Source organism: Tsukamurella spumae (assembly GCF_012396015.1).
Classification (GTDB): Bacteria; Actinomycetota; Actinomycetes; order Mycobacteriales; family Mycobacteriaceae; genus Tsukamurella; species Tsukamurella spumae.
The window spans coordinates 101874-126579 of record NZ_JAAXOQ010000012.1 but is presented as its reverse complement, the minus strand read 5'-3'; the positions used below and the strand labels follow the sequence as shown (position 1 = coordinate 126579).

Genomic DNA, 24706 nt, shown 5'->3' with positions numbered 1-24706 from the left:
CGCATCCACTTCTGCAAGGTCATCGGGTGCACCCCGAAATCCTTCGCGATCTGCTCGATCGTCACACCGCTCTCACGATCCCGGGCAACCCGGACCACATCATCGCGGAACTCTTTCGGATAGGGCTCAGGCACGATGGCCATCCTTCCAGGCTCACCCTCCCGGGCAAGCCAGATCAGATGTCACCTACCCGTGCAGCAGTCCCATCTGCTCGCGAAGGCGCTCGCTCGGGCGCTCGCTCCGGACGCCGAACGGCCCTACTTCAAGGTCGGCGGCGACAACGTCTCATGGGAGGGGTACGACGCTGAGCCGGTCGTGATCTGGGAAGACATGCGAGTGGGCGACATGATCCGCACGGCGAAGAGTCGTGGCATGCTCTTCCGCATCTTGGGCCCGTGGCGCGAAGCGGACGAGAAGCCGATCGTCAACATCAAGAACTCGAAGACGCAGTTGCTGAACCGGGTGAATATCGTCACCGGCCCTCAGGACTACGAGGAGTTCCTGCGGGGGTTGGCGGGCGAGTACGAGTCGATGCAAGGCGGCGTGCGGGTCAAGCACGAGGCGGAGAACCTCGGGCAGGGGTTCCGCCGCTTCCCGGTGATCATCCCGGTCGCCGAGCGCGAGTTCTCGATCTTCGTGAACTCCGGCGTGCTCAACGGCACCCGCGAGTACCAGAGCTACGAGCGGTACGAGCACATGCGCCAGGACCTCGAACTGCTGGCCCGCAGGTGCAAGGCGATCAAGGACACCGCGGAGCGGGAGCGCGTGCGCGGTGAGATCGAGGCGCGCACGGTCGCTCCGATCGTCGAGCAGCACGACCGGATCACCCGTCCCGAGCTGGACGCGATCGAGGGGGCCGATCTGTTCGCAGAGTTCGCTGGAGTCGGCCAGCCGATCCAGCCGAGCGCTGAGGAGATCGCCGCCGCAGAGGAGGCGGCGAAGCGTGACCGTGAGGTCGTCGAGGAGCAGCAGCGCAGGCGGCTCGCCGAGCTGGAGGAGCACAACCGTGAGCTGAAGCTCTGCACCTGCGCGACGCCGCAGGCGGGCGTCTACGCGAGGCACGGAGATGAGTGCCCGGCGCTCTCAGAGGACGAGCGCCAGCGCCGCGCCGAGGCGAAGCAGAAGGCGCTGGACGCGAAGATCGCGCGGCTCCGCGCGAACGGCGGTCTGCTGGTCGCGGGAGGTGCGGCATGAGCACCGAACTCGATGGGCAGTTCCAGGGGGTCGAGGGGGCCGGAGGCCCCTCGCAAGCAGCCGGGGAGGACATGAGCGTCAGCGAAATGTCCGACACGGCTACTGCTTGCCACTCTGGCGTACAGGTGGAGCAGCAGACCGACTCCCAGGTGAACACCGGTCGGGCTGATGCGGAGGCTGTGCGTCAGAGTCACGGCGGCGCGAAGCGTCGTCGTGGGGGCCGAGCGAAGCTCGATACCGACTTCGGAGAGGCCACGCTCGCGGCGCTTCGCACTCGTGCGAAGCGGCTCGGGCTGGCTCCGAGCACGTGGGTGCGGACCGTCGTCCGGGATGCCCTCCACGCCTCTCGGAGCGAGGAGCTGGACGCCGCCGTGGCCGCGCACCTGCTCGGCGTCGAGTCGAGCGTGCAGGCGTCGGCGGACGCTCGGGAACTGGCCGCGCAGATCCGCCCGCTGGCGATCAACGTCAATGACCTCGACCGCCGCGCGCGGGCCGGTGAAGCGGTGGCGCTGTCGGCGGACGTGCCCGAGCTGATCGAGCTGCTGCGCGAGGTCCGCGCGCTGCTCGGGGATCGGACGGCCTCGTGAGCACGACGCACTACAGCCCGAGCGCCAGCGCCGCCGACACCGAGCGCTATATCCGTGGCAAGGAGGACGAGCGGGGCGTCGCGATCACGTGCGATGTGCCGGGAGGCCCCGGCGCGTTCTCGGCGCGCGCTCGGGCGCTTACGCAGAACACAACGCGCGAGGTCGAGGCGCTTCATTACCGCCAGTCGTTCAGCGATGAGGAGTTTGACCCGAAGAATCCGGAGGACGTGCAGCGGGTGAACGATCTGGGCTATCAGCTCGCGAAGAAGATGCACCCGGATTCCGACTGCCTCGTCGTCAGTCATGTGGATGGGCGGGGCAAGAAGCCGCACAACCACATCCTCGTCATCCACCACAACAACCGCACGGGAAAGGCGCTCTCGGACTATCGCACGTTCCACGACCGCAAGGCCGGGAATCAGAAGGGCGTGCAGTCGGCGAACGATGAGCTGATGCGCGAGCACGGGCTCTCGGTCGTGAAGCGGCTGGAGCACGCGCCGAAGGACTGGGAGCTGCGCCGCGAGGACTTCACCGAGGGTGGGCTCGACCGCGAGATGGGCGACCGGATGAGCGCCGCCCTGGCCGATCCCCGCGCGACGGACAAGGCCGGTCTCGAAGCGGTGATCGCGGAGCAGAACCAGCAGCTCGGCGACGACGGGGAGCCGGTGCCGCGGATGCGCCTCCACACCGCCATCAGCAAGCGAGGGAAGAACGTCGGCAAGGAGACGTGGACGCTCTACATCGAGGACCGCCGCGGCGAGTCCGGGCGTGCCGAGCGACGCAAGCGCACGAGTGCGCTCTCGACAGATTTCACCCCGGAGGGCGCGCGGGCGTTCTTCGACTACCACCAGCAGCAGGAGGAGCAGGAACATGAGCGCAGCGCTCGACAGGCTGAAGCAGCAGAACGCGCAGAGCGGATCGCAGCAGCAGCTCGACAGTCCGGAGACGATGGAGGCGTTGACCTCGATCCTCGCCGCCGTCGAGGCGCAGAACGCGAGGCTCGACCGGCTGGCCGAGCAGCAGAAGAAGCTCGCGGGGTTCGTGAAGGTCATGGACGAGGAGACGACGACGCGGCTGGAGCGGATCACGGCCCCGGCGTCGACCTCCTCGCTCTCCAACGACGTGTCCGCGAGGATCGCGAGTATCGAGAGCAGGCAGAACGAGATCGCGAGCACGCTCGGCGAGTTCGCGCAGAGTCTCAACGGCGAGAGCTTGAACGCCGCGTCGCAGAGCTTGGTCGCGGAGGCGCAGAGGAATCACGCGGCTACGGCATCGGCGATTGAGGGGCTCAAGGCGCAGGCCGCGGCGAACCAGAACCTCGTCAGCCAGGTCGGCGGGGCGGTCCAACGGATCGAGAAGCACATCGAGGAGCGGGTCCAGAAGGCCGTCGAGCAGGTCACCGGAGAGGCGTCGACCACGATGACCGCGAACCTCGACGCGTCGAACGAACGGGCCGAGCGGATCATCGCCGCCACCTCGAAGCTGGAGGCCCGTCAGCTGTGGTCGGCCGCCGCCGCGATGTGCCTCGCCCTCCTGCCGGTGGTGGTCGTCGTCGCCGGGCTCTGGATGGGCATCGCCGGGCTCATCACGGGTGCTCAGTGGGCACTGGACGTGGACGGGAGCGTGTGGCTCGGCATCGGGCGGTGGCTCGTGGTAGGCGCTGGCCTCGCCGGGGCCGGCTACGGGCTCTTCGCGTCCGTCCGGTGGGCCGCCGGTCTTGTGGAGACGTGGAAGGGTCGCGGGATGTCGACGTGGCCGAGCTGGCGCAAGAGGTGACCGTGATTCCCGAGGGCAAGCGCGCGGAGCGCGTGCGGCAGCCCTGCTACTGGACGATAGGTCAGTCCGCGCTGTATAGTTCAGTGTATGCTGACCATTGCTTCGCGCCTCGACGTCATGAACCGGCTGGGTCGGGCCATGGCGGACCCGACGCGCTCCCGGATCCTGATGTCCCTGCTCGACGGCCCGAGCCACCCCGCCGTGCTCTCGCGCGAGCTGGGGCTGACGCGCTCGAACGTGTCGAACCACCTGACCTGCCTGCGCGACTGCGGGATCGTGGTCGCCGAGCCCGAGGGCCGCCAGACCCGCTACGAGATCGCCGACCCGCACCTCGCGGCGGCGCTGACGGCGCTGGTGGACGTCACGCTCGCGGTGGACGAGAACGCGCCGTGCATCGACCCGCACTGCTCGGTGCCCGGTTGCTGCGCCGCGACCGGCTCGGGGGACGCCTCGTGAGCGCCGCCTGCGGCTGCGACGAGCCGACCACCAGCGCCGCCGAAGAGGCCGAGGAGGCCGAGAGCCCGTGGTGGCGCGACCCGGGACTGGTGGTGCCGATCCTCTCTGGCGTCGCGTTCGGCACCGGCCTGGTGCTGGAGTGGTCGGGGCTGCACCTCGCGGCGCTGGTCGCGTTCTGGGCGGGCCTGCTGCTGGGCGCGTACACGTTCGTGCCCGGCGCGCTGCGGAACCTGATCGTCAGGCGGAAGCTGGGGATCGCGCTGCTGATGACGATCAGCGCCGTCGGCGCGGTGATCCTCGGCTACGTGGAGGAGGCAGCCGCGCTGGCGTTCCTCTACTCGATCGCCGAGGCCCTGGAGGACAAGGCGATGGACCGCGCCCGTGGCGGCCTGCGCGCGCTGCTGAAGCTCGTGCCGGAGACTGCGACCGTACTGCGCGACGGTGCCTCGGTCGAGGTCCCGGCCAAGGAGATCGCCGTCGGCGACGTGCTGCTGCTCCGCCCCGGCGAGCGGGTCGCTACCGACGGGATTGTCCGGTCCGGTCGCTCCAGCCTGGACACCTCGGCGATCACCGGCGAGTCGATCCCGGTCGAGGTCGCCCCCGATGACGCGGTCTCGGCGGGCGCGATCAACACCGCCGGTGTGCTGGAGGTCGAGGCGACCGCGGCGGGCACCGACAACTCGCTGACCACCATCGTGGAGCTGGTCGAGCAGGCCCAGGCCGAGAAGGGCGAACGGGCCCGGATCGCCGACCGGATCGCCCGCCCGCTGGTACCCGGCGTGATGGTCCTCGCCGTCCTGGTCGGCGTGCTCGGCTCGCTGCTCGGGGACCCGGAGACCTGGATCACCCGCGCCCTGGTCGTCCTCGTCGCGGCCAGCCCGTGCGCGCTGGCGATCGCGGTGCCCGTCACCGTGGTCTCCGCGATCGGGGCCGCGACGAAGTTCGGCGTCGTCATCAAGAGCGGGGCCGCCTTCGAACGCCTCGGCGGCATCCGCCACCTCGCCGTGGACAAGACCGGCACCCTGACCCGCAACCGGCCCGAGGTCACCGCCGTCGTCGCCGCCGACGGGTTCGACGACGCCCAGGTGCTCGCCTGGGCGGCCGCCGTCGAGCAGCACTCCACGCACCCGCTGGCCGCCGCCATCGCCGCCGCGGGCAAGGGAGCCCCCGCCGCGCAGGACGTGACGGAGGAGGCCGGGCACGGCATCGGCGGCCTGGTCGACGGCCGCCGGGTGACGGTGGGCAGCCCCCGCTGGATCGATGCGGGGCCGCTCAAGGCCCGGGTCGAGGACCTGGAGGCCGAGGGCCAGACCTGCGTGCTCGTGGCCGTCGACGGCCAGCTGGCCGGGGCGATCGGCGTCCGCGATGAGCTGCGCCCCGAGGTCCCCGAGGTCGTGCGCACGCTGCGGGCCCAGGGCGTCGAGGTGAGCATGCTCACCGGCGATAACGCCCGCACCGCGCACGCGCTCGCGCAGATCGCCGGGATCGGCGACGTGCACGCCGAGCTGCGGCCCGAGGACAAGGCCCGCATCGTCGCCCAGCTCTCCGGGGCCTCGCCCACCGCGATGATCGGCGACGGCATCAACGACGCCCCCGCCCTGGCCGGGGCGACCGTCGGCATCGCGATGGGCGCGACCGGCTCCGACGCCGCGATCGAGTCCGCCGACGTCGCTTTCACCGGCCACGACCTCGGCCTGATCCCGCAGGCGCTGCGGCACGCCCGCCGTGGCCGGGCGATCATGAACCAGAACATCGTGCTGTCCCTGGCGATCATCACCGTGCTGCTGCCGCTGGCCATCACCGGCGTGCTCGGCCTGGCCGCGGTCGTCCTCGTCCACGAGGTCGCCGAGCTCGTCGTCATCGCCAACGGGCTGCGCGCCGCGCGTGCCAAGCGCCCGGCGGCGGCTGTGTCGCCTGAGACGGCGTCACCGGCCACGGTCCGCGCGGACAGAGATTGAGAGGAGTGGATCATGGAGATCACGTTGCAGTACTTCGACGGGTGCCCGAACTGGGAGGTGCTCGACCGGCGGCTCGCCGAGGCCCTCGACGGCCGATCGGACGTCCGCGTCGCGCATCAGCGAGTCGAGACCGCCGAGGACGCCGCCCGCCTCGGGTTCCACGGGTCCCCGACCGTCCTCATTGACGGCTCCGACCCCTTCGCCGACGAGCACACGCCGGTGGGGCTTGCCTGTCGAGTGTTCCGCACTCCTGCCGGGCTGGCTGGTTCGCCCACCGTCGATCAGCTGCGCGAAGTACTCGATGCGCCTCTATGAGGGTGGAGCACGCGATCATCGCACCGACGCTCAGCGCAGGAAGAGCCGCTTTCATCGAAAACCAGCCAGGATTGTCGTCAACGTTGTGCTGTAGAGCGCGCCGACACTGACAACGGGTGCTACAACCCAGGCATGCGCTAACGCATGTCGATGACGCCGGTGCCGATCTGGATGCGCGAGGTCCGCGCCCCCACGGCCGCCAGCAGTGGGAACGGCGAACCGAGCTGGTTCGCGAAGTGGTGCACGCGGAAGTACGCGCCGTCGGCGCCCACCTCCTCGGCGGCCACCGCGAGATCGATCGACTGATGCAGAACGTCCGCCGCGGACCGCGTCCGCGAACCGGGGGAGTCGGTCCAGTGACCGAAGGACAGGAAGCCGATCTTCTTCATGGCTGCTACAACTGCGGACTGCGGTCCGAATATTCCGCGCACCGTCGGGCGGCGGACCGCTCCCGGGGCAGCGCGAGGCGACCGACCCGTTCCTCTCGAACGAGGTGCGCGTCGACCAGCTCCGGCACGTCGGCGACGGTGACCCGGCCGTACCAGGCATCGTCCGGCTGCACGGTGACCACCGGAGCGTGGTTGCACGGGAACTGGCAGCCGGTCACGGTGACCAGGGCGTCGTCGTCGCCCAGGCCCGCGCGGCGCAGCCCGTCGCCGAACGCGGAGACCAGTCCCGAGGCCCCGCGCGCCGAGCAGCGCGGACCGCGGCACACGAGCACCTGATGGCGGTGCCGGGGCACGTCCTCCCACGCGGGCGAGTGCAGCGGTGCGGCATCGGCCGCCATCGGTGCGCCGCCCGCGGCGATGGCGTCGGCGAGCAGGCCCGCGTCGGGGGCCGCCAGCAGCTGCGGGGAGAGCCGGAGGATCGGCGCACCGTCGTAGCCCCGGAGCCAGTGCGCGGCCACCCGGCGCAACCACGATCGCTTCGGCCCGGGCTGGGCCCAGCCCGTCCCGATGAGCAGCACATCGGGGGTGCCGCGGTCCGCGACGTCGGTGAGCACGTCCACCAGAGCCGGGTCGTGGACCTGCAGGAACGCCGGCTCCGCGGCGGCCGTCCGGGCCAGGTCCGCGAGCTCGTCGGGATCCACGCCGGCGGACATCCCGACAAGGATTGCGGTCACGGCAGTGCTCGGATGCCGTCGGCGACGCGCCGCGCACCGTCGAGCAGGCGGACGCCCGAGGTGGTCTCCGAGAAGGGGATGACCACGAAGCGGTTCTCGCGCACCGCGCGGAGCTGGCTCAACGCCGGGTCCTTGCGCGCCTGATCGATGCGCTCCTGGGCGGGGTGGCCGGCTGCGTCCGCCACGACGATGACATCGGGGTCGGAGCCGACGACGTTCTCCAGGGAGACATCGGCCCAATTGCCCGGCAGGTCCGCGAAGACGTTCACACCGCCGACCGAATCGATGAGCAACTGCGGAGTGCCCTTGCCGGCCCCGACGTAGAGATTCGTGCTGCCGTAGTCCCACCAGAAGATCCGCTGCCCCTTCGCGGCGTCCTTGAGCGCGGGAGTACCCAACTCGGCCTTCTGCTCGTCGATCACCTTCTGCGCTGCGGCCTCGGTCCCGAACGCCTTTCCGGCGGCGGACAGTTCGTCCCAGATCAGATCCCAGGAGGCTCGCTCGGGCTTCTTCGCGCAGCCCGCCGGGGCGAGCAGCGTGGCGATGCCCTGCCCCTGCAGCCGGGTGCGGTCGCCGGCGTTCTTCTCGCTGAACGCCGAGTTGTACGAGCCGTAGACCAGGTCCGGACGCACCGACAGCATCTTCTCCTGCGTCGGGTACTTCGCCGCGAGCACGGGGATCTTCGCGTAGTCGGCCTGGAACCGCGGGGCGACGGCATCGTCGAGGTACGCCGTGCCCACCATCCGGTCGGCGACACCCAGCGCGAGCGCCACCTCCGTCGCGCCCTGGTTCATCGTCACGATCCGCTGCGGCTCGGACCTCACCTCGGAGGCGAAGTCGCACGTGGTGACGGTGACCGGGAACCGGGCGGATGGACTCGCCGCCGACGGTGCCGACGGTGTCGTGCCGCAGGCGGCGAGGAGGCCTGCCGCGACGGGGAGAACGAGAGTGGAAGCGAGGGCACTGGGCCGCATGGGTCGGACTCGATTCGTCTGCCGCTCCGTGCGCGGGGGCGGTGGTGGACAACTGCGAGTCGGCCGGTATCGGACTCGAGGCGACGAAATCGCCTCACACCGTTGCGCGCCAGTCCCGGATTCCCACCGGGTTCCCAATGTCCGACTCGTGGGGGACGCTATCAGGCCGGTCCGGTTCACTCCTGTGCCCGTGAAACCGAGCGTCGTGCGGTGGGAGGTTGGTGGCGAGGCGGATTGTCGCGTTGTGCATGAAATCACGAGCACAACGGGTGCGCCTCCCGGCCGGAGCCCGAGGGTGCGTTGACTACAGTCGAGGCGTGAGTACTACCACCGTCGCGATCCTGGTCGCCGTCGTCGTCATCCTGCTGGTGCTGGCGGCACTGGCCACCGGCTTCTACCTCAACAAGCGGCGCCGCGTCTCGCTCAAGGACGAGACGCCGGAACCGAAGAGCCTCGACAAGTCCGGCGGCTACCAGGCCGGCGGCGGCTTCACCTTCAGTGAGGGCGCCCGCGAGGCGGAGGCCGTCCCGCTGGTGCCGAAGGCCCCGCCCGCGCCGGAAGCCGCGCCCGAGGTGGCACCGAAGGTCTCGCTCAGGGACCTGCAGGAGTCGCGCGACCAGGAGGTCGCCGAGGCGGCGCAGGCGCAGGAGGACGCCCGCCTGGCCGAGGCGGAGCAGATCGACCCGACCATCGCGGATGTCGAGCCGCAGGCGCCGACGGAGATCGAGGAGCTCGAGGACGCGGCTCCCCAGGTCGTCGACGCGCCCACGGAGGCCGAGGCTCCCGCGAAGGCCGAGGCTCCCGCGGAGGCCGAGGCTCCTGCTGCGCAGGCGGCACCGTCGGCCACACGACTGGATGAGATCGCCCCGACGGCGGGGCGCCTGGACCGGCTCAAGGGCCGGCTCGCGCGCTCGCAGTCGACCGTCGGCGCGTCGCTGCTGGGCCTGCTCGGCGCCGGCAACCTCGACGAGGACTCCTGGGAGGAGATCGAGGACACGCTGCTGCTCGCCGACCTCGGCACGCCGACCACGCTGGCCGTGGTGGAGAAGCTGCGCGACCGGATCGCGACGCAGGGGGTCGGCAGCGCCGCGGAGGCCCGCGCGCTCCTGCGGCAGGTGCTCGTCGAGGAACTGCACCCCGAGTACGACCGCAGCATCCGGGCCCTGCCGCACGCCGGCGCACCGTCGGTGCTGCTGGTGGTGGGCGTCAACGGCACGGGCAAGACCACCACGACCGGCAAGCTGGCGCGCGTACTCGTCGCCGACGGCCGCCGCGTGCTGCTGGGCGCCGCCGACACCTTCCGCGCCGCTGCCGCCGATCAGCTGCAGACCTGGGGCGAGCGGGTGGGCGCCGGCATCGTCCGCGGCAAGGAGGGGGCCGACCCGGCGGCGGTCGCCTTCGACGCGGTGGCCAAGGGTGCGCAGGAGGGCGTCGACGTCGTCATGATCGACACCGCCGGGCGCCTGCACACCAAGACCGGGCTCATGGACGAGCTGGACAAGGTCAAGCGCGTCGTCGAGAAGAAGGCCAAGGTCGACGAGGTGCTGCTGGTGCTGGACGCCACCATCGGGCAGAACGGCCTCGTCCAGGCGAAGGTGTTCGCCGAGGTCGTGGACATCACGGGCGTGGTGCTCACGAAGCTGGACGGCACCGCCAAGGGCGGCATCGTGTACGCCGTGCAGCACGAGCTGGGCGTACCGGTGAAGTTGGTGGGCCTGGGGGAGGGCGCCGACGATCTGGCGCCCTTCGAGCCCACCGCGTTCGTCGACGCGCTGCTGGGCTGAAGACCTGTGTACCGAAGATCAACTCTGAGTTGATCTTCGGTACACAGGTGGGGCGCCGTCCCGAAACACGGACGTAACCCGGGGGCCCGACAGCGCCCGAACCGGTTACACACGGGCAACACGGGCGCGACCGCCGGGAAACCGCGGCGACGGAAGCTTTTCTCACTCGCGTCGCACCGGCGGCGCGTCCGAGGAGGTTTCCCAGTGCTTTTGGCTTCCGTGCCCGACGAGATGTTCGGCAAAGTCGACACCGGCACCACCGCGTGGATGTTGATGTCCGCCGCGCTCGTGCTGCTCATGACCCCCGCTCTCGCGTTCTTCTACGGCGGTCTGTCCCGTCAGAAGAGCGTGCTCAACATGATGATGATGTCGATCGGCTCGCTCGGCGTGGTCTCCGTGATCTACGTCCTGTGGGGCTATTCGACCTCGTTCTCCGGCGAGGGCAACTACCTGGGGATGTTCGACAACCCGTTCAAGTACTTCGGCCTGGACCAGCTGACGGCGACGAAGAAGGCGGGCGAGGACACGCTGGTGGTGCTCACCGCCCCGGGTAGTGGCCTGCCGGCGATCGTCTTCGCCGGGTTCCAGCTGACCTTCGCCGTGATCACCGTCGCGCTGATCTCGGGTGCGCTCGCCGAACGCGTGAAGTTCGGCACCTGGTTGGTGTTCACCGCAGTCTGGACGACCATCGTGTACCTGCCGCTCGCCCACATGGTGTGGGGACAGGGGCTGCTGTCGGGTGCGAAGGACGGCATCGCCGCGAAGATGTTCGGCGTCAACGCGGACGGCACGGCGAACGTCGCACCCATCGACTTCGCCGGTGGCACCGTCGTGCACATCAACGCCGGTATCGCGGGTCTCGTGCTGGCGATCATCGTCGGCAAGCGACTCGGCTTCGGCAAGGCCGCGTACCGCCCGCACAACATCCCCTTCGTCATGCTCGGCGCCGCGCTGCTGTGGTTCGGCTGGTTCGGATTCAACGCCGGCTCCGCGGGCACCGCGAACATGACCGCAGGCCTGGCCTGGGTCAATACCACCGTCGCGACCGCCGCCGCCATGCTCGGCTGGCTCGCGGTGGAGAAGTTCCGTGACGGTCACGCCACCACGGTGGGCGCCGCATCGGGCGTCGTCGCCGGACTGGTCGCGATCACCCCGGCCTGCGCGAACCTCACCCCCGTCGGTGCCATCATCCTCGGCGTCGTGGCCGGTGTCGCCGCCGCGTTCGGCGTCGGCCTGAAGTCCAAGTTCGGCTTCGACGACTCGCTCGACGTGGTGGGCGTGCACCTGGTGGCCGGCGTCATCGGCACCATCTCGCTGGGCTTCCTGGCCAAGGACACCGGCCTGTTCTACGGCGGCGACTACAAGCAGCTGGTGGTGCAGGTCGTCATCGCCGCGGTCGCGCTGGCCTTCACCGCGGTCCTCACCGTGGTCATTGCGTACGCACTCAAGCCGCTCGGCTGGCGGATCGACAAGGAGGCCGAGGCCGACGGCATCGACAACTCCGAGCACGCGGAGACGGCGTACGACCTGGTCTGAGGGCGACCGGATCTAAGCTGATTCCACCACCGACTTAAGCGAAGGAAACTCTCATGAAGCTGGTCACCGCCATCGTCAAGCCGTTCACTCTCGAAGACGTGAAGGCCGGGCTCGAACAGGCCGGGATCCTCGGCATGACCGTCAGCGAGGTCCAGGGCTACGGCCGCCAGAAGGGGCATACCGAGGTGTACCGCGGTGCGGAGTACTCCGTGGATTTCGTGCCCAAGGTCCGGATCGAGGCCGTCGTCGACGATGCCGTCGTGGACTCGGTCGTCGACATCGTCGTCGAGGCCGCGCGCACCGGCAAGATCGGCGACGGCAAGGTATGGGTCACCCCCGTCGAGTCCGTCGTGCGGGTGCGCACCGGCGAGCGCGGCAACGAGGCCCTGTAGGAACGTCGATGACGGTGCCGGACAAGGTGATCACGCCGAGCGGGGACGGATCGTCCGGGAGCGGCGGGCAGGGCGGGGCGAAGGAACTGGTCGCCGCCCGGGCCCGCCTGCTCGACCGGGCGGCGGGGCCCCACGGGCTGGACCCCGCTGCCCTGCGCGGCGCCCTGGCGGACCTCGCCGAGGTGTGGCTCACCACCCGCGGGACCGCGGCCGGCATCGGTCCGGACAGCGGGCTGGCGCTCGTCGCCGTCGGCGGACTCGGTCGACGGGAGCTGCTGCCGCACAGCGATTTCGACCTGCTGCTCGTGCACGACGACGGGCTCGATCCGGCGCAGGTCGCCGCCGTCGCCGAGAGCATCTGGTACCCGCTCTGGGACGCGCACATCAAGCTCGACCACAGCGTCCGGACGGTGCCGGAGGCGGTCCGCGTCGCCCAGTCCGACCTGACGGCCGCGCTCGGGCTGCTCGACGCCCGGCACATCGTGGGCGACCAGGAGATCACCAACCTGCTGATCAGTGGTGTCCGCAGGCAGTGGCGCACCGATATCCGGACCCGCGTCGACGACCTCGTTCAGCAGGCCCAGGAGCGGTGGCGCCGCTCCGGCGAGATCGCCCATCGCGCCGAGCCCGACCTCAAGAACGGCCGTGGCGGCATGCGCGATGTGCAGCTGCTGCAGGCGCTTTCGCTCGCTCAGCTGACGGACGGGATCCCGACCCCGTCGGCCTCGCCGGGCGGCTCGACGGGCAACGACCTGGCCGCCGCGTACGGTCGGCTCCTCGACGTCCGCACCGAACTGCACCGCATCTCCGGGCGCGCCCGCGACCAGGTGCGCGCCCAGGAGGCCGACGAGATCGGTGCGGCACTGCGCCTCGGCGACCGGTTCGACCTGGCCCGCACCATCAGCGACAGCGGGCGCACCGTCGCCTACGCGGTCGACGTCGGCATTCGGACCGCGCAGAACGCGCTGCCCCGGCGCGGCCTCTCGCGCCTGCGGCGGGCACCCGTCCGACGACCCCTCGCGGAGGGCGTGGTCGAGCACGCCGGCGAGGTCACCCTGGCTCGTGACGCCCGGCCCGATCGGGACCTCGGCCTGACCGTGCGGGTCGCCGCCGCGGCCGCCGCGTCCGGCCTGCCGATGTCCGCCTCCACGCTGAGCCGCCTCGCCGAGGTCGCCCCCGTGCCCCGCAGTCCCTGGCCCGCGGAGAGCGTCTCCGACTTCCTCGCACTGCTCGGCGCGGGTCGCGGTGCCGTGCCCGTGATCGAGGCCCTCGACCGGACGGGGCTGTGGGCGCGGCTGCTCCCCGAATGGGGCGCCGTGCGCGACCTCCCGCCCCGCGACGCCGTGCACACCTGGACCGTCGATCGGCACCTGGTGGAGACCGTCGCGCACGCCGCGAGCCGCGCCACCGATGTCGCCCGGCCCGATCTGCTCGCGCTCGGCGCGCTCCTGCACGACCTCGGCAAGGGCCGCGGCGGCGATCACAGCGTGATCGGCGCCGAGCTCGCCGGGGCGATCGCGACCCGCCTCGGCCTCGACGAGCGCGACACCGGACTGCTCACCGCCATGGTGCGGCACCACCTCCTGCTGCCCGAGATCGCGACCCGGCGCGATCTCGACGATCCCGCGACCGTCGAGATGGTCGCGGACAGGATCGGCCGAGACCCGGTGCTGCTGGAACTGCTGCACGCGCTCGCCGAGGCGGACTCGCTGGCGACCGGGCCCGGCGTGTGGGGCGACTGGAAGTCCCGGCTCATCGGCGAGTTGGTCCGGCGCACCGCTCGCGTGCTGGCCGGGGAGCCCGCGCCGCAGCCCGCACCGATGTCCGACGAGGTCGTCGCGCTCGCCGCCGGGGGTGGCACGCACGTGCGGATCGCGCCCGCGCCCGCGCTGGGACCGCACACCTTCACCGTCGTGGTCGTCGGTCCCGACCGGCGCGGCGTGCTCGCCCGCATGGCCGCGGTCCTGGCGCTCGCCGGACTGCGGGTGCACACCGCCACCGTCGCCGGTGTCGAGGACTCCGCGGTGAACACCTTCGTCGTGGTCCCGAGCTTCGGTGATCCGCCCGACCCCGCCGTCGTCCGGCAGAGCCTGCTGGCCGCGTTCGACGGCGCCGACGTGCTCGCCGAGCTGGTCGAACGCGAACGCTCGGCGGCGGCCCCCGTCGACCGGTCCGACGCCGCGCCCCCGCTGCGGGTGGCCGCGCCGCCCCGGCTGCGCTGGTTCGACGGTGCGCCCGGCACCGTCGTCCTCGAGGTCCGGGCCGGGGACACCCCGGGCCTGCTCGCGCGGATCGCGGGCGCCCTCGACGACGCCGGACTCGACGTGCGCTGGGCCCGGGTCGCGACGCTCGGCGCCACCGTGGTGGACGCCTTCTGCCTCGCGGTCCCGGCCGACGAGCCGAGCGTGCGGGCCCGCGCGGAGCGCGCCGTCCTCGCCGTCCTGCCCGAGGCCGCACCGCCCGAGCCACCGGAGGGCGGGCAGACGCAGGGCTTTCGGTAGGCTGGAGCAATGTTCGAATCCCTCTCCGATCGGCTCACAGGCGCGCTCAAGGACCTGCGCGGCAAGGGCCGGCTGACCGACGCAGACATCGACTCGACGGCGCGCGAGATCCGCCTCGCGCTGCTCGAGGCCGATGTCGCGCTGCCCGTGGTGCGTGCCTTCGTCGCGCGGGTCAAGGAGCGGGCCAAGGGCCACGAGGTCTCGGCGGCGCTCAACCCGGCGCAGCAGATCGTCAAGATCGTCAACGAGGAGCTCGTCGGCATCCTCGGCGGCGAGACCCGGCGGCTCAACCTGGCCAAGACCCCGCCCACGGTGATCATGCTCGCGGGCCTGCAGGGCGCGGGTAAGACCACCCTCGCCGGCAAGCTGGCGTACTTCCTCAAGAAGCAGGGCCACACGCCCATGCTCGTGGCCTGCGACCTGCAGCGTCCGGGCGCCGTCGACCAGCTCAAGATCGTCGGTGAGCGGGCGGGCGTGCCCACCTACGCGCCGCACCCCGGCACCTCCGTCGGCGGCGAGGGCACCCTGGGCGTCAGTGCGGCCGACCCCGTCGAGGTCGCGCGCGGCGGCATCGCCGAGGCGAAGGCCCGCCAGCACGACGTGGTCATCGTCGACACCGCGGGCCGCCTCGGCATCGACGAGGAGCTCATGGGCCAGGCGCGGGGCATCCGCGACGCCGTGGATCCCGACGAGGTGCTCTTCGTCCTCGACGCCATGATCGGGCAGGACGCGGTGACCACCGCCCAGGCCTTCGCCGACGGTGTCGACTTCACCGGTGTCGTGCTCACCAAGCTCGACGGCGACGCCCGCGGCGGCGCCGCGCTCTCGGTCCGCGAGATCACCGGCAAGCCCATCCTGTTCGCGTCCACGGGCGAGAAGCTCGACGACTTCGACGTCTTCCACCCGGACCGCATGAGCTCGCGGATCCTCGGCATGGGCGATGTGCTCTCGCTCATCGAGCAGGCCGAGCAGCACATGGACCAGCAGAAGGCGGAGGAGGCGGCCGCCAAGATCACCTCCGGCGAGCTGACCCTCGAGGACTTCCTCGATCAGATGCTGATGATCCGCAAGATGGGCCCCATCGGGAACCTGCTGGGCATGCTGCCCGGCGCGGGCCAGATGAAGGACGCGCTCGCGGCGGTCGACGACAGCCAGCTCGACCGGATCCAGGCGATCATCCGCGGCATGACGCCCGCCGAGCGCAACGATCCGAAGATCATCAACGCCTCGCGCCGCCTGCGCATCGCCAAGGGCTCCGGCGTCACCGTGACCGACGTGAACCAGCTGGTCGATCGCTTCTTCGAGGCCCGCAAGATGATGTCGCAGATGGCCGGCTTCGGCGGCGGCGTCCCCAAGCGGCTGTCCAAGCGCAAGCAGAAGGGCAAGCAGGGCAAGAAGAACAACCGTGCCCGGCAGACCGGTCCGGCGGCTCCGCGGATGGGCGGCGGCTTCCCCGGCATGCCCGGGATGCCCGCGGGTATGGACCTCTCCGGCATGCCCAAGGGCCTTGACCAGTTGCCCCCGGGGCTCGAGGGCATCGACATGGCCGCGCTCGAGGAGCAGCTCCGCAAGAAGCGGTAGCCGGGTTACAGTGCCGGGGTGAGCGATCTGCACTTCTCCGGCGTCGTGCTGCCCGGCGGCGAGGGCGAATTCTGGGTGTCCGACGGTGCCGTGCACCTGTCCGATCCGGGCGCGACCGGCCCGCGGACCGAACTGACCGGCTACGCGGTGCCCGGGTACGTCGACGCCCACTGCCACGTCGGCATCGTCGAGGACGGAGAGCCGGACCTGGTCCGCGGCCGCGCGCTCGCACTGGAGGACGTCGCGGTGGGCGTCACCGTCATCCGCGAACCCGGTTCCGACCTCGACACCTCGCCCCTGGACGGGCAGCCGGGCCTGCCGCGGTTCGTCCGGATGGGGCGGCACATCGCGCTGGTCAAGCGGTACACCCGCGGCCTCGGGGAGCAGCTCGAGGATCCCTCGGAGCTCGTCGCCGCGGTGCGTCGCCGGGCCGCCGAGGGGCACCCGTGGATCAAGCTCGTGGGGGACTGGATCGACCGGTCCGTGGGCGACCTCGCGCCGCTGTGGCCCGACGACGCGCTCGCGGAGGCCGTCGCCGCCGCCCACGACGCGGGGGCGCGCGTGACGGCGCACGTCTTCGGCGAGGACGCCCTGCCCGGCCTGCTCGCCGCCGGCGTCGACGCGATCGAACACGGCTCCGGGCTCACCGCGGACACCATCGAGGTCATGGTGGAGAAGGGAATCGGCCTGGTGCCCACCATGATCCAGATCGAGAACTTCCCGTCCATCGCCGCGCCCGCCGCCGAGAAGTTCCCCACCTACCACCGGCACATGCTGGCGCTGCACGACCGCCGGAAGGCGACCTTCCGCGCCGCGTGGGAGGCGGGGGTCGCGATGTACGCCGGCACCGACGCCGGGGGCTTCAACGTGCACGGCGCCCTGCCGCGCGAGATCACCGCCCTCGCCGCGGTGATGCCGCCCGAGGACGCGATCGCCGCCGCGTCGTGGTGCGCCCGGCAGTGGCTCGGCTACGCCGGCATCGACGACGGTGCCCCCGCCGACCTCGTGATCTACGCCGAGGACCCGCGCGTGGCGCTGGCGCACGGCGCGCTGCCGGCACCGTCGGCGGTGGTGGTGCGGGGCGCGCTCGCCTGAGCCCGCGCGACGCGCTTCTTCGGCCGGGGGCGGCCGACCCACCACTGGGCCTTCGGCGCGCGGCTGAGCAGCTCGACGACGCCGAGCGTCACCGTGATGGTGACCAGGTAGGCGACGGCCGTGCCGAACGGGGAGGGGAGCACCGTGGTGAGCCACGGCGCACCGTCGCCCGACTTGGGCAGGAGCAGCACCGAGAGCACCATGACGTGCACGAGGAAGACGCCGAACGAGCGCTTCGCGCCGTACGAGGCGAACCGCGTCAGCCTCGGCAGCCGGTGCCGGTTGCGGGCGAGCAGCAGGCCCGTCGTGTAGACCGCGGCGACCAGCGCGATGTAGAGCACGAAGTTCGCCGGCTGGAACACCGCCGAGGCCACGATCGGAGCGGTCTCGTCGCTCAGGCGGACCCGGTAGAGCGCCTGCGCCGCGACGGCCGTGCCGATCGCCAGCCCGAAGACGAGCGGGGTGTGCCGAAGGAGCACCGCCTCCACCCGCTCGCGGTGGAAGGCCGTGATCACGCCGAGCAGGATGAAGAACTGGTACGGGATGAACGTGGCGTAGAGGTGCCAGAAGTTCTCGCCCCACCAGCCGGTGGTCGGGTTCCAGTAGGTGGCCGCGACGTAGATCCCGACCTGCAGGACGGCGCTCGCGAGCAGGATCCGCCCGTGGAAGCGGCGGGTGCGGCGCACGAACCCGAAGATCAGCGGGAACAGCAGGTAGATCTGGATCGTCACGAAGATGAAGTACAGCTGGTAGCCGTTGAGGCCGCCCCACTTGAGGTTGTTCCAGAAGTCGCCGAGGCTCCGGGGGATGGCCGCGCCGTCGCCGCGGACCGCCATGTCGTAGACCCAGTACGCGAACGCCCAGAGCACGAACGGGATCACCACCAGCTTGAGGCGCTTGCGCCAGAACCGGACGGGGCTCAGCTGCGCACCGCGCTCGACGATCCCGTACGCCAGCACCAGGCCGGTCAGCGCGAAGAACGCGTTCCGCGTGAAGTGCAGGTTCATCGCGATCGCGTTCGTGACGGTGCCGTTGACCTCGTCGTTGGTGTTCGTCAGCGTGTGGATGAACACCACCAGCAGGAACGTGATCGTCCGGACGAAGTCGAGTTGGTGCAGGTAGCCAGCACGGGGCCGCGCGACCGCTCCGTCACCGGTGATCACCGGTGACGAGGAGGTGTGGTCCAGGTGCGTGGCCATGATGAAGAGTCTGTGGTCCGATCCTGCGAGGTGGCTGTACGCGGCCTGGCAGTGGGCTACACCGGGCTGAGGTGCGGGGCACAGGCTGCAACGTCGTGCCGAGTTTACCCGCGGGTAATCTTCTGTTGGGAGTGCAACGCGCCGGAAGTGGCGCGCGTCACGCGAAGACGACCGTGTTCGGCCACCAGTTTACCAGCCGTTCGGCGCCGGGGCGGTGAGCCGCGCGCCGACGGCCGGGTCGCAGGGACGCTCAGTAGTGGAAGACGGAGCGGCGGTCGGCGGGCCCGTCCGTCCGGCCGAGCCGGGTGAGCGCGGCCGCGAGATCGTCGCGCAGCCGGCCCGCCAGATCGCCCGAGAAGCCCTCGCGCACGACGATCCGGAGGACGGTGACGTCCTGGGCGTCCGCCGGCATCGTGTACGCCGGGACCTGCCATCCGTACGCGCGCAACTCGTGCGAGACGTCGAAGGCCGTGAACGGCGCACCGTCGTCGATGGTCAGGGTGACGACGGGCAGGGCCGAGCCGTCGGTGACGACGTGCAGGTGCGGCAGGGTGCCGAGCTCCTTCGCCAGCCAGGTCGCGGTCCCGCGCAGGGCCCGCATCACCTTCGTGTAGCCGTCGCGTCCGAGACGGACGAAGTTGTAGTACTGGCCGATGATCTGCGCGCCGGGACGGGAGAAGTTGAGGGTGAAGGTCGGCATGTCCCCGCCGAGGTAGTTCACCCGGAACACGAGGTCCTCGTCGAGCGCCGCGCGGTCGCGGAAGACGACGAATCCGATGCCCGGGTAGGTGAGGCCGAACTTGTGGCCGGAGGCGTTGATCGACGCCACCCGCGGCACCCGGAAGTCCCAGTGCAGGTCCGGGTCCAGGAACGGGGCGACGAAGCCGCCGCTCGCGGCGTCGACGTGCACGGGTACGTCGGGCCCACCCTGCGCGGCGAGCTCGTCCAACGCCGCGCACACGCCCGCGACGTCCTCGTACTCGCCGGTGAAGGTGGTGCCCAGGATCGTGACGGCGCCGATCGTGTGCTCGTCGACGGCGGCGCGCACCTGCTCGGGGGTGATGACATAGCGGCCCGGCTCGATCGGGAGGTAGACGGGCTCGACATCGAAGTAGCGGCAGAACTTCTCCCACACCACCTGCACGTTCGAGCCCAGGACCAGCTTCGGCCGGCTCGTGTCGAGGCCCTGCGCCTGCCGGGCCTTTCGCCACCGCCACTTGAGGGCGAGGCCGGCGAGCATGACCGCCTCGGAGGAGCCGATGGTGGTCGTCCCCGTCGCCGACGCCGGGTCCGCCGGATCCAGGCCCGGGGCGTGGAACAGGTCCGCGACGATCGCCACCGTGCGCGCATCGATCGCCGAGGTGGCCGGGTACTCGTCGTGATCGATGGCGTTCTTGTCGAAGGACTCGGCCATCAGGGCCTGGCCCTGCGGCTCCATCCACGTCGTCACGAAGGTCGCGAGGTTCATCCGCGACTGCCCGTCCAGCATCAGCTCGTCGTGGATGAACCGGTAGGCCTCGGCCGAGGTCGTCTCGCCGTCCGCCAGCTTGGCGCGGGGGAGGGGGTCGGTGCCGAGTCGTCCCGCGTAGGCGGGGATGAGGACGGCGTCGTCGTCGAGCGGATTCGTGGACATGACCGAACGCTACCGCCGCGGGCCGGGCGTGGCAGCCCGGGCGATTTCGTGCAGCTCGCGCGACATGGCACAATGGATCGCTGCTGACCGGCAGCGGCTGAGATACCGCCCGGCGGTCACGCATGAAGACGGCAAAACCGGGTGCGTTCATCCTGACGCATCGCTGAATTGCACACGTGACAACACACGAAGGAACCAAGGCACATGGCTGTCAAGATCAAGCTCACGCGGCTCGGCAAGATCCGCAACCCGCAGTACCGCGTCGTCATCGCCGACGCGCGCACCCGCCGTAACGGCCGCGCGATCGAGTCGATCGGCAAGTACCACCCCAAGGAGGAGCCGTCGCTCATCGCGATCGACTCCGAGCGCGTGCAGTACTGGCTGGGCGTCGGCGCGCAGCCGACCGAGCCCGTGCTCGCCCTCCTGAAGATCACCGGTGACTGGCAGAAGTTCAAGGGCCTCCCCGGCGCCGAGGGCACCCTGAAGACCGCCGCCGAGAAGCCGTCCAAGCTGGACCTCTTCAACGCCGCCCTCGCCGAGGCCGACAAGGAGCCCGCCGCGGCCGCCACCACGCCCAAGAAGAAGGCCGAGAAGAAGGCCGACGACGCCGCTGAGGCTCCGGCCGAGGCCGCCGCCGAGGCTCCGGCCGAGGGCGAGTAAATGAGCGCCGTCGTCGCTGATGCCGTCGAGCACCTCGTGCGCGGCATCGTGTCGAACCCGGACGACGTCCGCGTGGACCTGATCACCGGCCGTCGCGGCCGCGTGATCGAGGTGCACGTGAACCCGGACGACCTGGGCAAGGTGATCGGCCGCAGCGGCCGCACCGCCACCGCCCTGCGCACCCTCGTCACCGGCATCGGCGGCAAGGGCATCCGGATCGACGTCGTCGACACCGATCGGGTCCGCTGACCCGATGGAGCTCGTGATCGGCCGTGTCGCCAAGTCGCACGGCATCCGCGGCGAGATCGTCGTGGAGGTGCGCACCGATTCACCCGAGCTCCGCTTCGCGGACGGCGTCGTCCTCACCGGACGCCGCCCCCGCGAGAAGCAGAATCAGACGTACACCGTGGCAGCCTCCCGGAATCACTCCGGGAGGCTGCTGGTGCGTCTGCAGGGCGTGAGCGACCGCACCGCGGCCGACGAACTGCGCGGGACCCTCTTCTTCATCGACTCCGCCGACGTGGAGCCCAGCGACGATCCCGACGAGTTCTACGACCACGAACTCGAGGGCCTCGCCGTGCGCACCGTGGACGGTGCGGACGTGGGCGTCATCGCCGAGGTGCTGCACGCGCCCGGCGGGGAGCTCCTGTCGGTGAAAGCCGCCGATGGCCGCGAGATCCTCATCCCGTTCGTCACCGCGATCGTGCCCGAGATCGACATCGCGGGCGGCGTCGTCCTGGTGGACGCCCCCGAGGGCCTCCTCGACCCGGAGTAGCGCATGCGCATCGACGTGGTGACGATCTTCCCCGAGTACCTCGCGCCGCTGCGCCAGGCGCTGCTCGGCAAGGCCGTCGACAAGGGGCTGCTCGAGTTCGGCGTGCACGATCTCCGCGACTGGACCCACGACGTGCACAAGGCCGTCGACGACTCGCCCTACGGCGGCGGTCCCGGCATGGTCATGAAGCCCACCGTCTGGGGTCCCGCCCTCGACGACATCTGCCCCGACGACGCGCTCCTCGTGGTGCCCACGCCCGCGGGCGTGCCCTTCACCCAGGCCATGGCGCACGAATGGGCGAACGAGGAGCACATCGTCTTCGCCTGCGGGCGCTACGAGGGCATCGATCAGCGCGTCTTCGACGACGCCGCGAAGCGGGTCCGTGTGGTCGAGGTGTCCATCGGCGACTACGTCCTCATCGGCGGCGAGGTCGCCGTCCTGGTCATGGTCGAGGCCTTCGGCCGCCTCATCCCGGGCGTGCTCGGCAACCGCCTCAGCCATCAGGACGACTCCTTCTCCGACGGTGCCGACGGGCTCCTCGAGGGCCCCTCGTACACGCGCCCCGAGACCTGGCGCGACCTGACGGTGCCGCCCGTCCTCCTCTCGGGCGACCACGCGAAGGTGGCGCAGTGGCGCCGCGAACAGTCCCTCGCGCGGACGGCGGACCGTCGGCCCGACCTACTGCCACCTGCACAGACATCCTGACCTGAAGGGGCGTTCAGGTGGCTTCAGGTGGGCCACAGCACGCCGCCTGCAGTGTGGTGTCACCGAAGCGAGTGCTTCGAAACCGGCCGCCGCCGGTCCACGTGAAGGAGACATCCCATGCGCAAGATCCAGATCCGTCGCACCGCCGCCGCAGCCGCCGGCCTCGCCATCGTCGGCGGAGGAATCCTCGGGGCGGGCATCGCCTCCGCGGGCGGCGACACCGCCGCGCCGAAGCCCGGCAAGGTCTGCGGCACGACCGGCATCAACGGCGAGGCGCAGAAGACGCTTCCGTGCTCGCAGGTCCCGACCTCGGGCGCCACCTTCCAGATCGACGCCTCCGGCACCGTCCGAGACGGCAAGGGCGTCGTGATCGGCAAGTACGACCCGAAGACCGGCACCGTCACGGGCACCGTCGCCGGGAACGGGCCGGGTGCCAAGCCCGGGACCGTGACCGGTCCCACCGGCGTGGGGGAGAACGGCCAGGGCGTCGTCGTGGGGCCGGTGAAGTAGTACTGCAAAGACAGGTCCGCCCCGGGCGGTACCGTCGAGTCGGATAGGGCAGGCGGTGCCGCCCGCGCTCGAGTGGAGGGAGGGCCGTTGCCCCGCATCCTGATCGCCGACGACGACCAGCGCCTGCTGCGCGGCCTGGCGGAGGGCCTGCGCTGCGAGGGCTACGCGGTCGAGACCGTCGGCGACGGTGCCGCCGCCCTCCTGGCCGCCGAGGTGACGCGATTCGACGTCGTCGTGCTCGACGTCCAGATGCCGCAGCGCAACGGCTACCAGGTGGTGAGCGCGCTGCGCGCCCGCGAGGACTGGACGCCCGTCCTCATGCTCACCGCGAAGGACGGCGAGTACGACGAGGCCGAGGGGCTCGATGCCGGCGCCGACGACTACCTGACCAAGCCCTTCTCCTATGTCGTGCTCCTCGCGCGCCTGCGCACACTGATGCGTCGCGCCGGGCAGCAGCGGGCCGTCGTCCTCACCGTCGGCGACCTGGAGATCGACGTGACCGGTCGCACCGTCGCCCGCGCCGGTGTTCCGATCCCGCTGACCGTCAAGGAGTTCGAGATCCTCGCCGCCCTGGCGCGCAGGCCCGGCCGGCCGGTGTCCAAGACCGACCTCGCCGGGGCCGTGTGGGACGAGGCCGCCGATGTCGCCGACAACCGCATCGAGGTCCACATCAGCGCACTGCGGCGGAAGGTCGATGCGCCCTTCGCCACCGCATCCATCGAGACGCTGCGCGGCTACGGCTATCGGATCCGCCCGTGAGGCACCTCGGGTCCGTCCGGATGCGGCTGGCGCTGCTGACGGGCGTCATCGTGTTCATCGGCTACGCCGTCATCGCGCTGGCGGTGATCTGGCTGCTCACCGATGTCGTGCTCGGCGAGATCACCCCCGCGACCGACGTGCCGCCCTCGAGCGGCGCGGTGTGGGGAACCACCGGGGTGTCGCCGGTCGAGGGTCCGTCGGTGCCCGGATCCAGTACGGCCTTCGAGGTGCGCCAGGCGCTCTCGGAGTGGGGCCGGATCGCCGTCCTCGCGACCGCGCCGCTCGCCGGGGCGATCTCGGGGCTCATCGCGTGGTTCGTCGCGGGCCGGGTGCTGCGGCCCGTCGGCGCCATCGAGCAGCGGTTCCGTGAGCTCTCCTCCGGGGACCTGAGCCTGCGCGTCCCCGAGCCCGCGGGCGACGACGAGGTGGCCCGCCTGGCCCGCACCATGAACGACACGTTGGAGCTGCTGCAGGAATCGTCCGACCGGCAGCTGCGGTTCGTCGCCGACGCGGCCCACGAGCTCCGCGGGCCGATCGGCGCGGTCCGCGCCGACCTCGAGGTGGCGGCCGCCTATCCGGACCAGGTGGACCCCGTCGTCGCGGTCCGGGAGGCGCTGCTCGACGTGGATCGGCTGCAGTCCGTGGCCACCGACCTGCTGACGCTCGCCCGGCTCGAGGCGGGGGAGAAGCCCAAGCGCGAGATCCTGCCGCTGTTCGAGGTGCTCGGGCCCGTGCGGCCCCCGACGGACGTCGCGTACACCGTCGACGTCGATCCCGCGACCCTCGTCGTGGGATCTCGGCAGCACGTGACGCGGCTGCTGCAGAACCTCGTCGACAACGCGGCGCGGCACGCCCGGTCGGCCGTCTCGTTCACCGTCCGGGAGGTCGACGGTGCCGTCGTCCTCGACGTCGACGACGACGGCCCCGGCATCGCGCCGGAGGATCGGGAGCAGGTGTTCACCCCGTTCCTGCGCCTCGACGAGGGCCGGTCCCGCGACGACGGCGGCTCCGGCCTCGGGCTGGCCATCGCCGCCGAGATCGTCCGGGCGCACGAGGGGACGATCCGGGTCGGGGAGGCACCGTCGGGCGGGGCGCGCCTGCGCGTGGAACTGCCCGCGCCGGCACCGATTCCGTAGATCGGTCCCCACGAACCGAGCGGCGCGGCATGATGGCCGCAGCGGGCGTGGGGGCGC

The 24706-nt window shown here is 71.1% G+C and carries 24 protein-coding genes, 1 pseudogene and 1 riboswitch; of the genes and pseudogenes, 20 read left to right on the top strand and 5 right to left on the bottom strand.

The window, feature by feature from the left end; translation table 11 throughout:
• Nucleotides 1–192 precede the first annotated feature (192 nt).
• From HF999_RS11195 to HF999_RS11165, 7 genes are all read left to right on the top strand, one after another.
• The gene (locus HF999_RS11195; protein ID WP_210733707.1) at nt 193–1194 is read left to right on the top strand and encodes a hypothetical protein; all 1002 of its coding nucleotides are present in this window, start codon (nt 193–195) and stop codon (nt 1192–1194) included.
• Nucleotides 1191–1781, top strand: a complete 591-nt coding sequence (locus HF999_RS11190; RefSeq protein ID WP_043534178.1) for a hypothetical protein — start codon at nt 1191–1193, stop codon at nt 1779–1781. Before HF999_RS11195 ends, HF999_RS11190 begins: the two co-directional genes overlap by 4 nt.
• Nucleotides 1778–3064 carry a relaxase/mobilization nuclease domain-containing protein gene (locus HF999_RS11185; protein ID WP_168545949.1) on the top strand — a complete coding sequence of 429 codons (1287 nt, stop codon included), beginning with the start codon at nt 1778–1780 and terminating at the stop codon, nt 3062–3064. The genes HF999_RS11190 and HF999_RS11185 overlap by 4 nt, the downstream gene beginning before the upstream one ends.
• Entirely contained in the window at nt 2994–3557 is a 564-nt protein-coding gene (locus tag HF999_RS11180) for a hypothetical protein (RefSeq protein WP_246207623.1), read from the top strand. Before HF999_RS11185 ends, HF999_RS11180 begins: the two co-directional genes overlap by 71 nt.
• 87 nt (nt 3558–3644) lie before the next feature.
• Nucleotides 3645–4013: a Cd(II)/Pb(II)-sensing metalloregulatory transcriptional regulator CmtR gene (gene cmtR / locus HF999_RS11175; RefSeq protein WP_168545948.1), complete on the top strand. Its 369-nt coding sequence runs from the start codon at nt 3645–3647 to the stop codon at nt 4011–4013.
• Nucleotides 4010–5971, top strand: a complete 1962-nt coding sequence (locus HF999_RS11170) for a heavy metal translocating P-type ATPase (RefSeq protein ID WP_168545960.1) — start codon at nt 4010–4012, stop codon at nt 5969–5971. Before cmtR ends, HF999_RS11170 begins: the two co-directional genes overlap by 4 nt.
• Nucleotides 5972–5983: 12 nt before the next feature.
• Complete coding sequence (locus tag HF999_RS11165) at nt 5984–6286, top strand: alkylmercury lyase (RefSeq protein ID WP_043534174.1); 303 nt, start codon at nt 5984–5986, stop codon at nt 6284–6286.
• Nucleotides 6287–6426: 140 nt separating this feature from the next.
• On the opposite strand, the pseudogene HF999_RS11160 reads toward HF999_RS11165, so the two are convergent.
• From HF999_RS11160 to HF999_RS11150, 3 genes and pseudogenes are all read right to left on the bottom strand, one after another.
• Nucleotides 6427–6675, bottom strand: a pseudogene (locus HF999_RS11160) (LLM class flavin-dependent oxidoreductase); the annotation flags it as partial.
• Between the two features lie 5 nt (nt 6676–6680).
• Complete coding sequence (locus HF999_RS11155; RefSeq protein ID WP_168545947.1) at nt 6681–7409, bottom strand: (2Fe-2S) ferredoxin domain-containing protein; 729 nt, start codon at nt 7407–7409, stop codon at nt 6681–6683.
• Nucleotides 7406–8383, bottom strand: coding sequence for an ABC transporter substrate-binding protein (locus HF999_RS11150; RefSeq protein WP_168545946.1), 978 nt, complete (start codon nt 8381–8383; stop codon nt 7406–7408). The genes HF999_RS11155 and HF999_RS11150 overlap by 4 nt, the downstream gene beginning before the upstream one ends.
• Before the next feature lie 44 nt (nt 8384–8427).
• Nucleotides 8428–8569, bottom strand: a riboswitch (cobalamin riboswitch).
• 131 nt (nt 8570–8700) lie between these two features.
• On the opposite strand from HF999_RS11150, the gene ftsY reads away from it, so the two are divergent.
• The 6 genes from ftsY to HF999_RS11120 all read left to right on the top strand — a co-directional run bounded on the left by ftsY (nt 8701) and on the right by HF999_RS11120 (nt 17272).
• Nucleotides 8701–10167, top strand: a complete 1467-nt coding sequence (gene ftsY, locus HF999_RS11145) for a signal recognition particle-docking protein FtsY (RefSeq protein ID WP_312854100.1) — start codon at nt 8701–8703, stop codon at nt 10165–10167.
• A 231-nt stretch (nt 10168–10398) separates the two neighbouring features.
• A complete protein-coding gene (locus tag HF999_RS11140) occupies nt 10399–11703 on the top strand; it encodes an ammonium transporter (RefSeq protein WP_168545959.1) in 1305 nt (434 codons plus the stop codon).
• A 53-nt stretch (nt 11704–11756) separates the two neighbouring features.
• A complete protein-coding gene (locus tag HF999_RS11135; protein WP_168545944.1) occupies nt 11757–12095 on the top strand; it encodes a P-II family nitrogen regulator in 339 nt (112 codons plus the stop codon).
• 8 nt (nt 12096–12103) lie between these two features.
• Entirely contained in the window at nt 12104–14596 is a 2493-nt protein-coding gene (locus HF999_RS11130) for a [protein-PII] uridylyltransferase (RefSeq protein WP_168545943.1), read from the top strand.
• Nucleotides 14597–14605: 9 nt separating this feature from the next.
• Complete coding sequence (gene ffh, locus HF999_RS11125; RefSeq protein WP_168545942.1) at nt 14606–16177, top strand: signal recognition particle protein; 1572 nt, start codon at nt 14606–14608, stop codon at nt 16175–16177.
• An 18-nt stretch (nt 16178–16195) separates the two neighbouring features.
• Nucleotides 16196–17272, top strand: a complete 1077-nt coding sequence (locus HF999_RS11120) for an amidohydrolase family protein (protein ID WP_312854099.1) — start codon at nt 16196–16198, stop codon at nt 17270–17272.
• Here the strand turns inward: HF999_RS11120 and HF999_RS11115 are convergent.
• Both HF999_RS11115 and gad read right to left on the bottom strand, forming a co-directional pair.
• Nucleotides 17188–18471 carry an acyltransferase gene (locus tag HF999_RS11115; protein ID WP_168545941.1) on the bottom strand — a complete coding sequence of 428 codons (1284 nt, stop codon included), beginning with the start codon at nt 18469–18471 and terminating at the stop codon, nt 17188–17190. The two genes, HF999_RS11120 and HF999_RS11115, sit on opposite strands and share 85 nt — an antisense overlap.
• 250 nt (nt 18472–18721) lie before the next feature.
• The gene (gene gad, locus HF999_RS11110) at nt 18722–20104 is read right to left on the bottom strand and encodes a glutamate decarboxylase (RefSeq protein ID WP_168545940.1); all 1383 of its coding nucleotides are present in this window, start codon (nt 20102–20104) and stop codon (nt 18722–18724) included.
• A 204-nt stretch (nt 20105–20308) separates the two neighbouring features.
• Here gad and rpsP point away from each other — a divergent pair, with 204 nt between their 5' ends.
• The 7 genes from rpsP to HF999_RS11075 all read left to right on the top strand — a co-directional run bounded on the left by rpsP (nt 20309) and on the right by HF999_RS11075 (nt 24649).
• On the top strand, nt 20309–20764 hold the full coding sequence (gene rpsP, locus HF999_RS11105; protein WP_168545939.1) for a 30S ribosomal protein S16: 456 nt from the start codon (nt 20309–20311) through the stop codon (nt 20762–20764).
• Nucleotides 20765–21013 (top strand): RNA-binding protein, encoded by a 249-nt coding sequence (locus tag HF999_RS11100; protein WP_013126270.1) that lies wholly within the window; start codon nt 20765–20767, stop codon nt 21011–21013.
• Between the two features lie 4 nt (nt 21014–21017).
• The gene (gene rimM, locus HF999_RS11095; RefSeq protein ID WP_168545938.1) at nt 21018–21539 is read left to right on the top strand and encodes a ribosome maturation factor RimM; all 522 of its coding nucleotides are present in this window, start codon (nt 21018–21020) and stop codon (nt 21537–21539) included.
• 3 nt (nt 21540–21542) lie between these two features.
• Complete coding sequence (gene trmD / locus HF999_RS11090) at nt 21543–22244, top strand: tRNA (guanosine(37)-N1)-methyltransferase TrmD (protein ID WP_168545937.1); 702 nt, start codon at nt 21543–21545, stop codon at nt 22242–22244.
• A gap of 117 nt (nt 22245–22361) precedes the next feature.
• Nucleotides 22362–22754: a hypothetical protein gene (locus HF999_RS11085; protein ID WP_168545936.1), complete on the top strand. Its 393-nt coding sequence runs from the start codon at nt 22362–22364 to the stop codon at nt 22752–22754.
• Nucleotides 22755–22841: 87 nt separating this feature from the next.
• Nucleotides 22842–23513 (top strand): response regulator transcription factor, encoded by a 672-nt coding sequence (locus tag HF999_RS11080; RefSeq protein WP_168545935.1) that lies wholly within the window; start codon nt 22842–22844, stop codon nt 23511–23513.
• On the top strand, nt 23510–24649 hold the full coding sequence (locus HF999_RS11075; RefSeq protein WP_168545934.1) for a HAMP domain-containing sensor histidine kinase: 1140 nt from the start codon (nt 23510–23512) through the stop codon (nt 24647–24649). Before HF999_RS11080 ends, HF999_RS11075 begins: the two co-directional genes overlap by 4 nt.
• Nucleotides 24650–24706 lie beyond the last annotated feature (57 nt).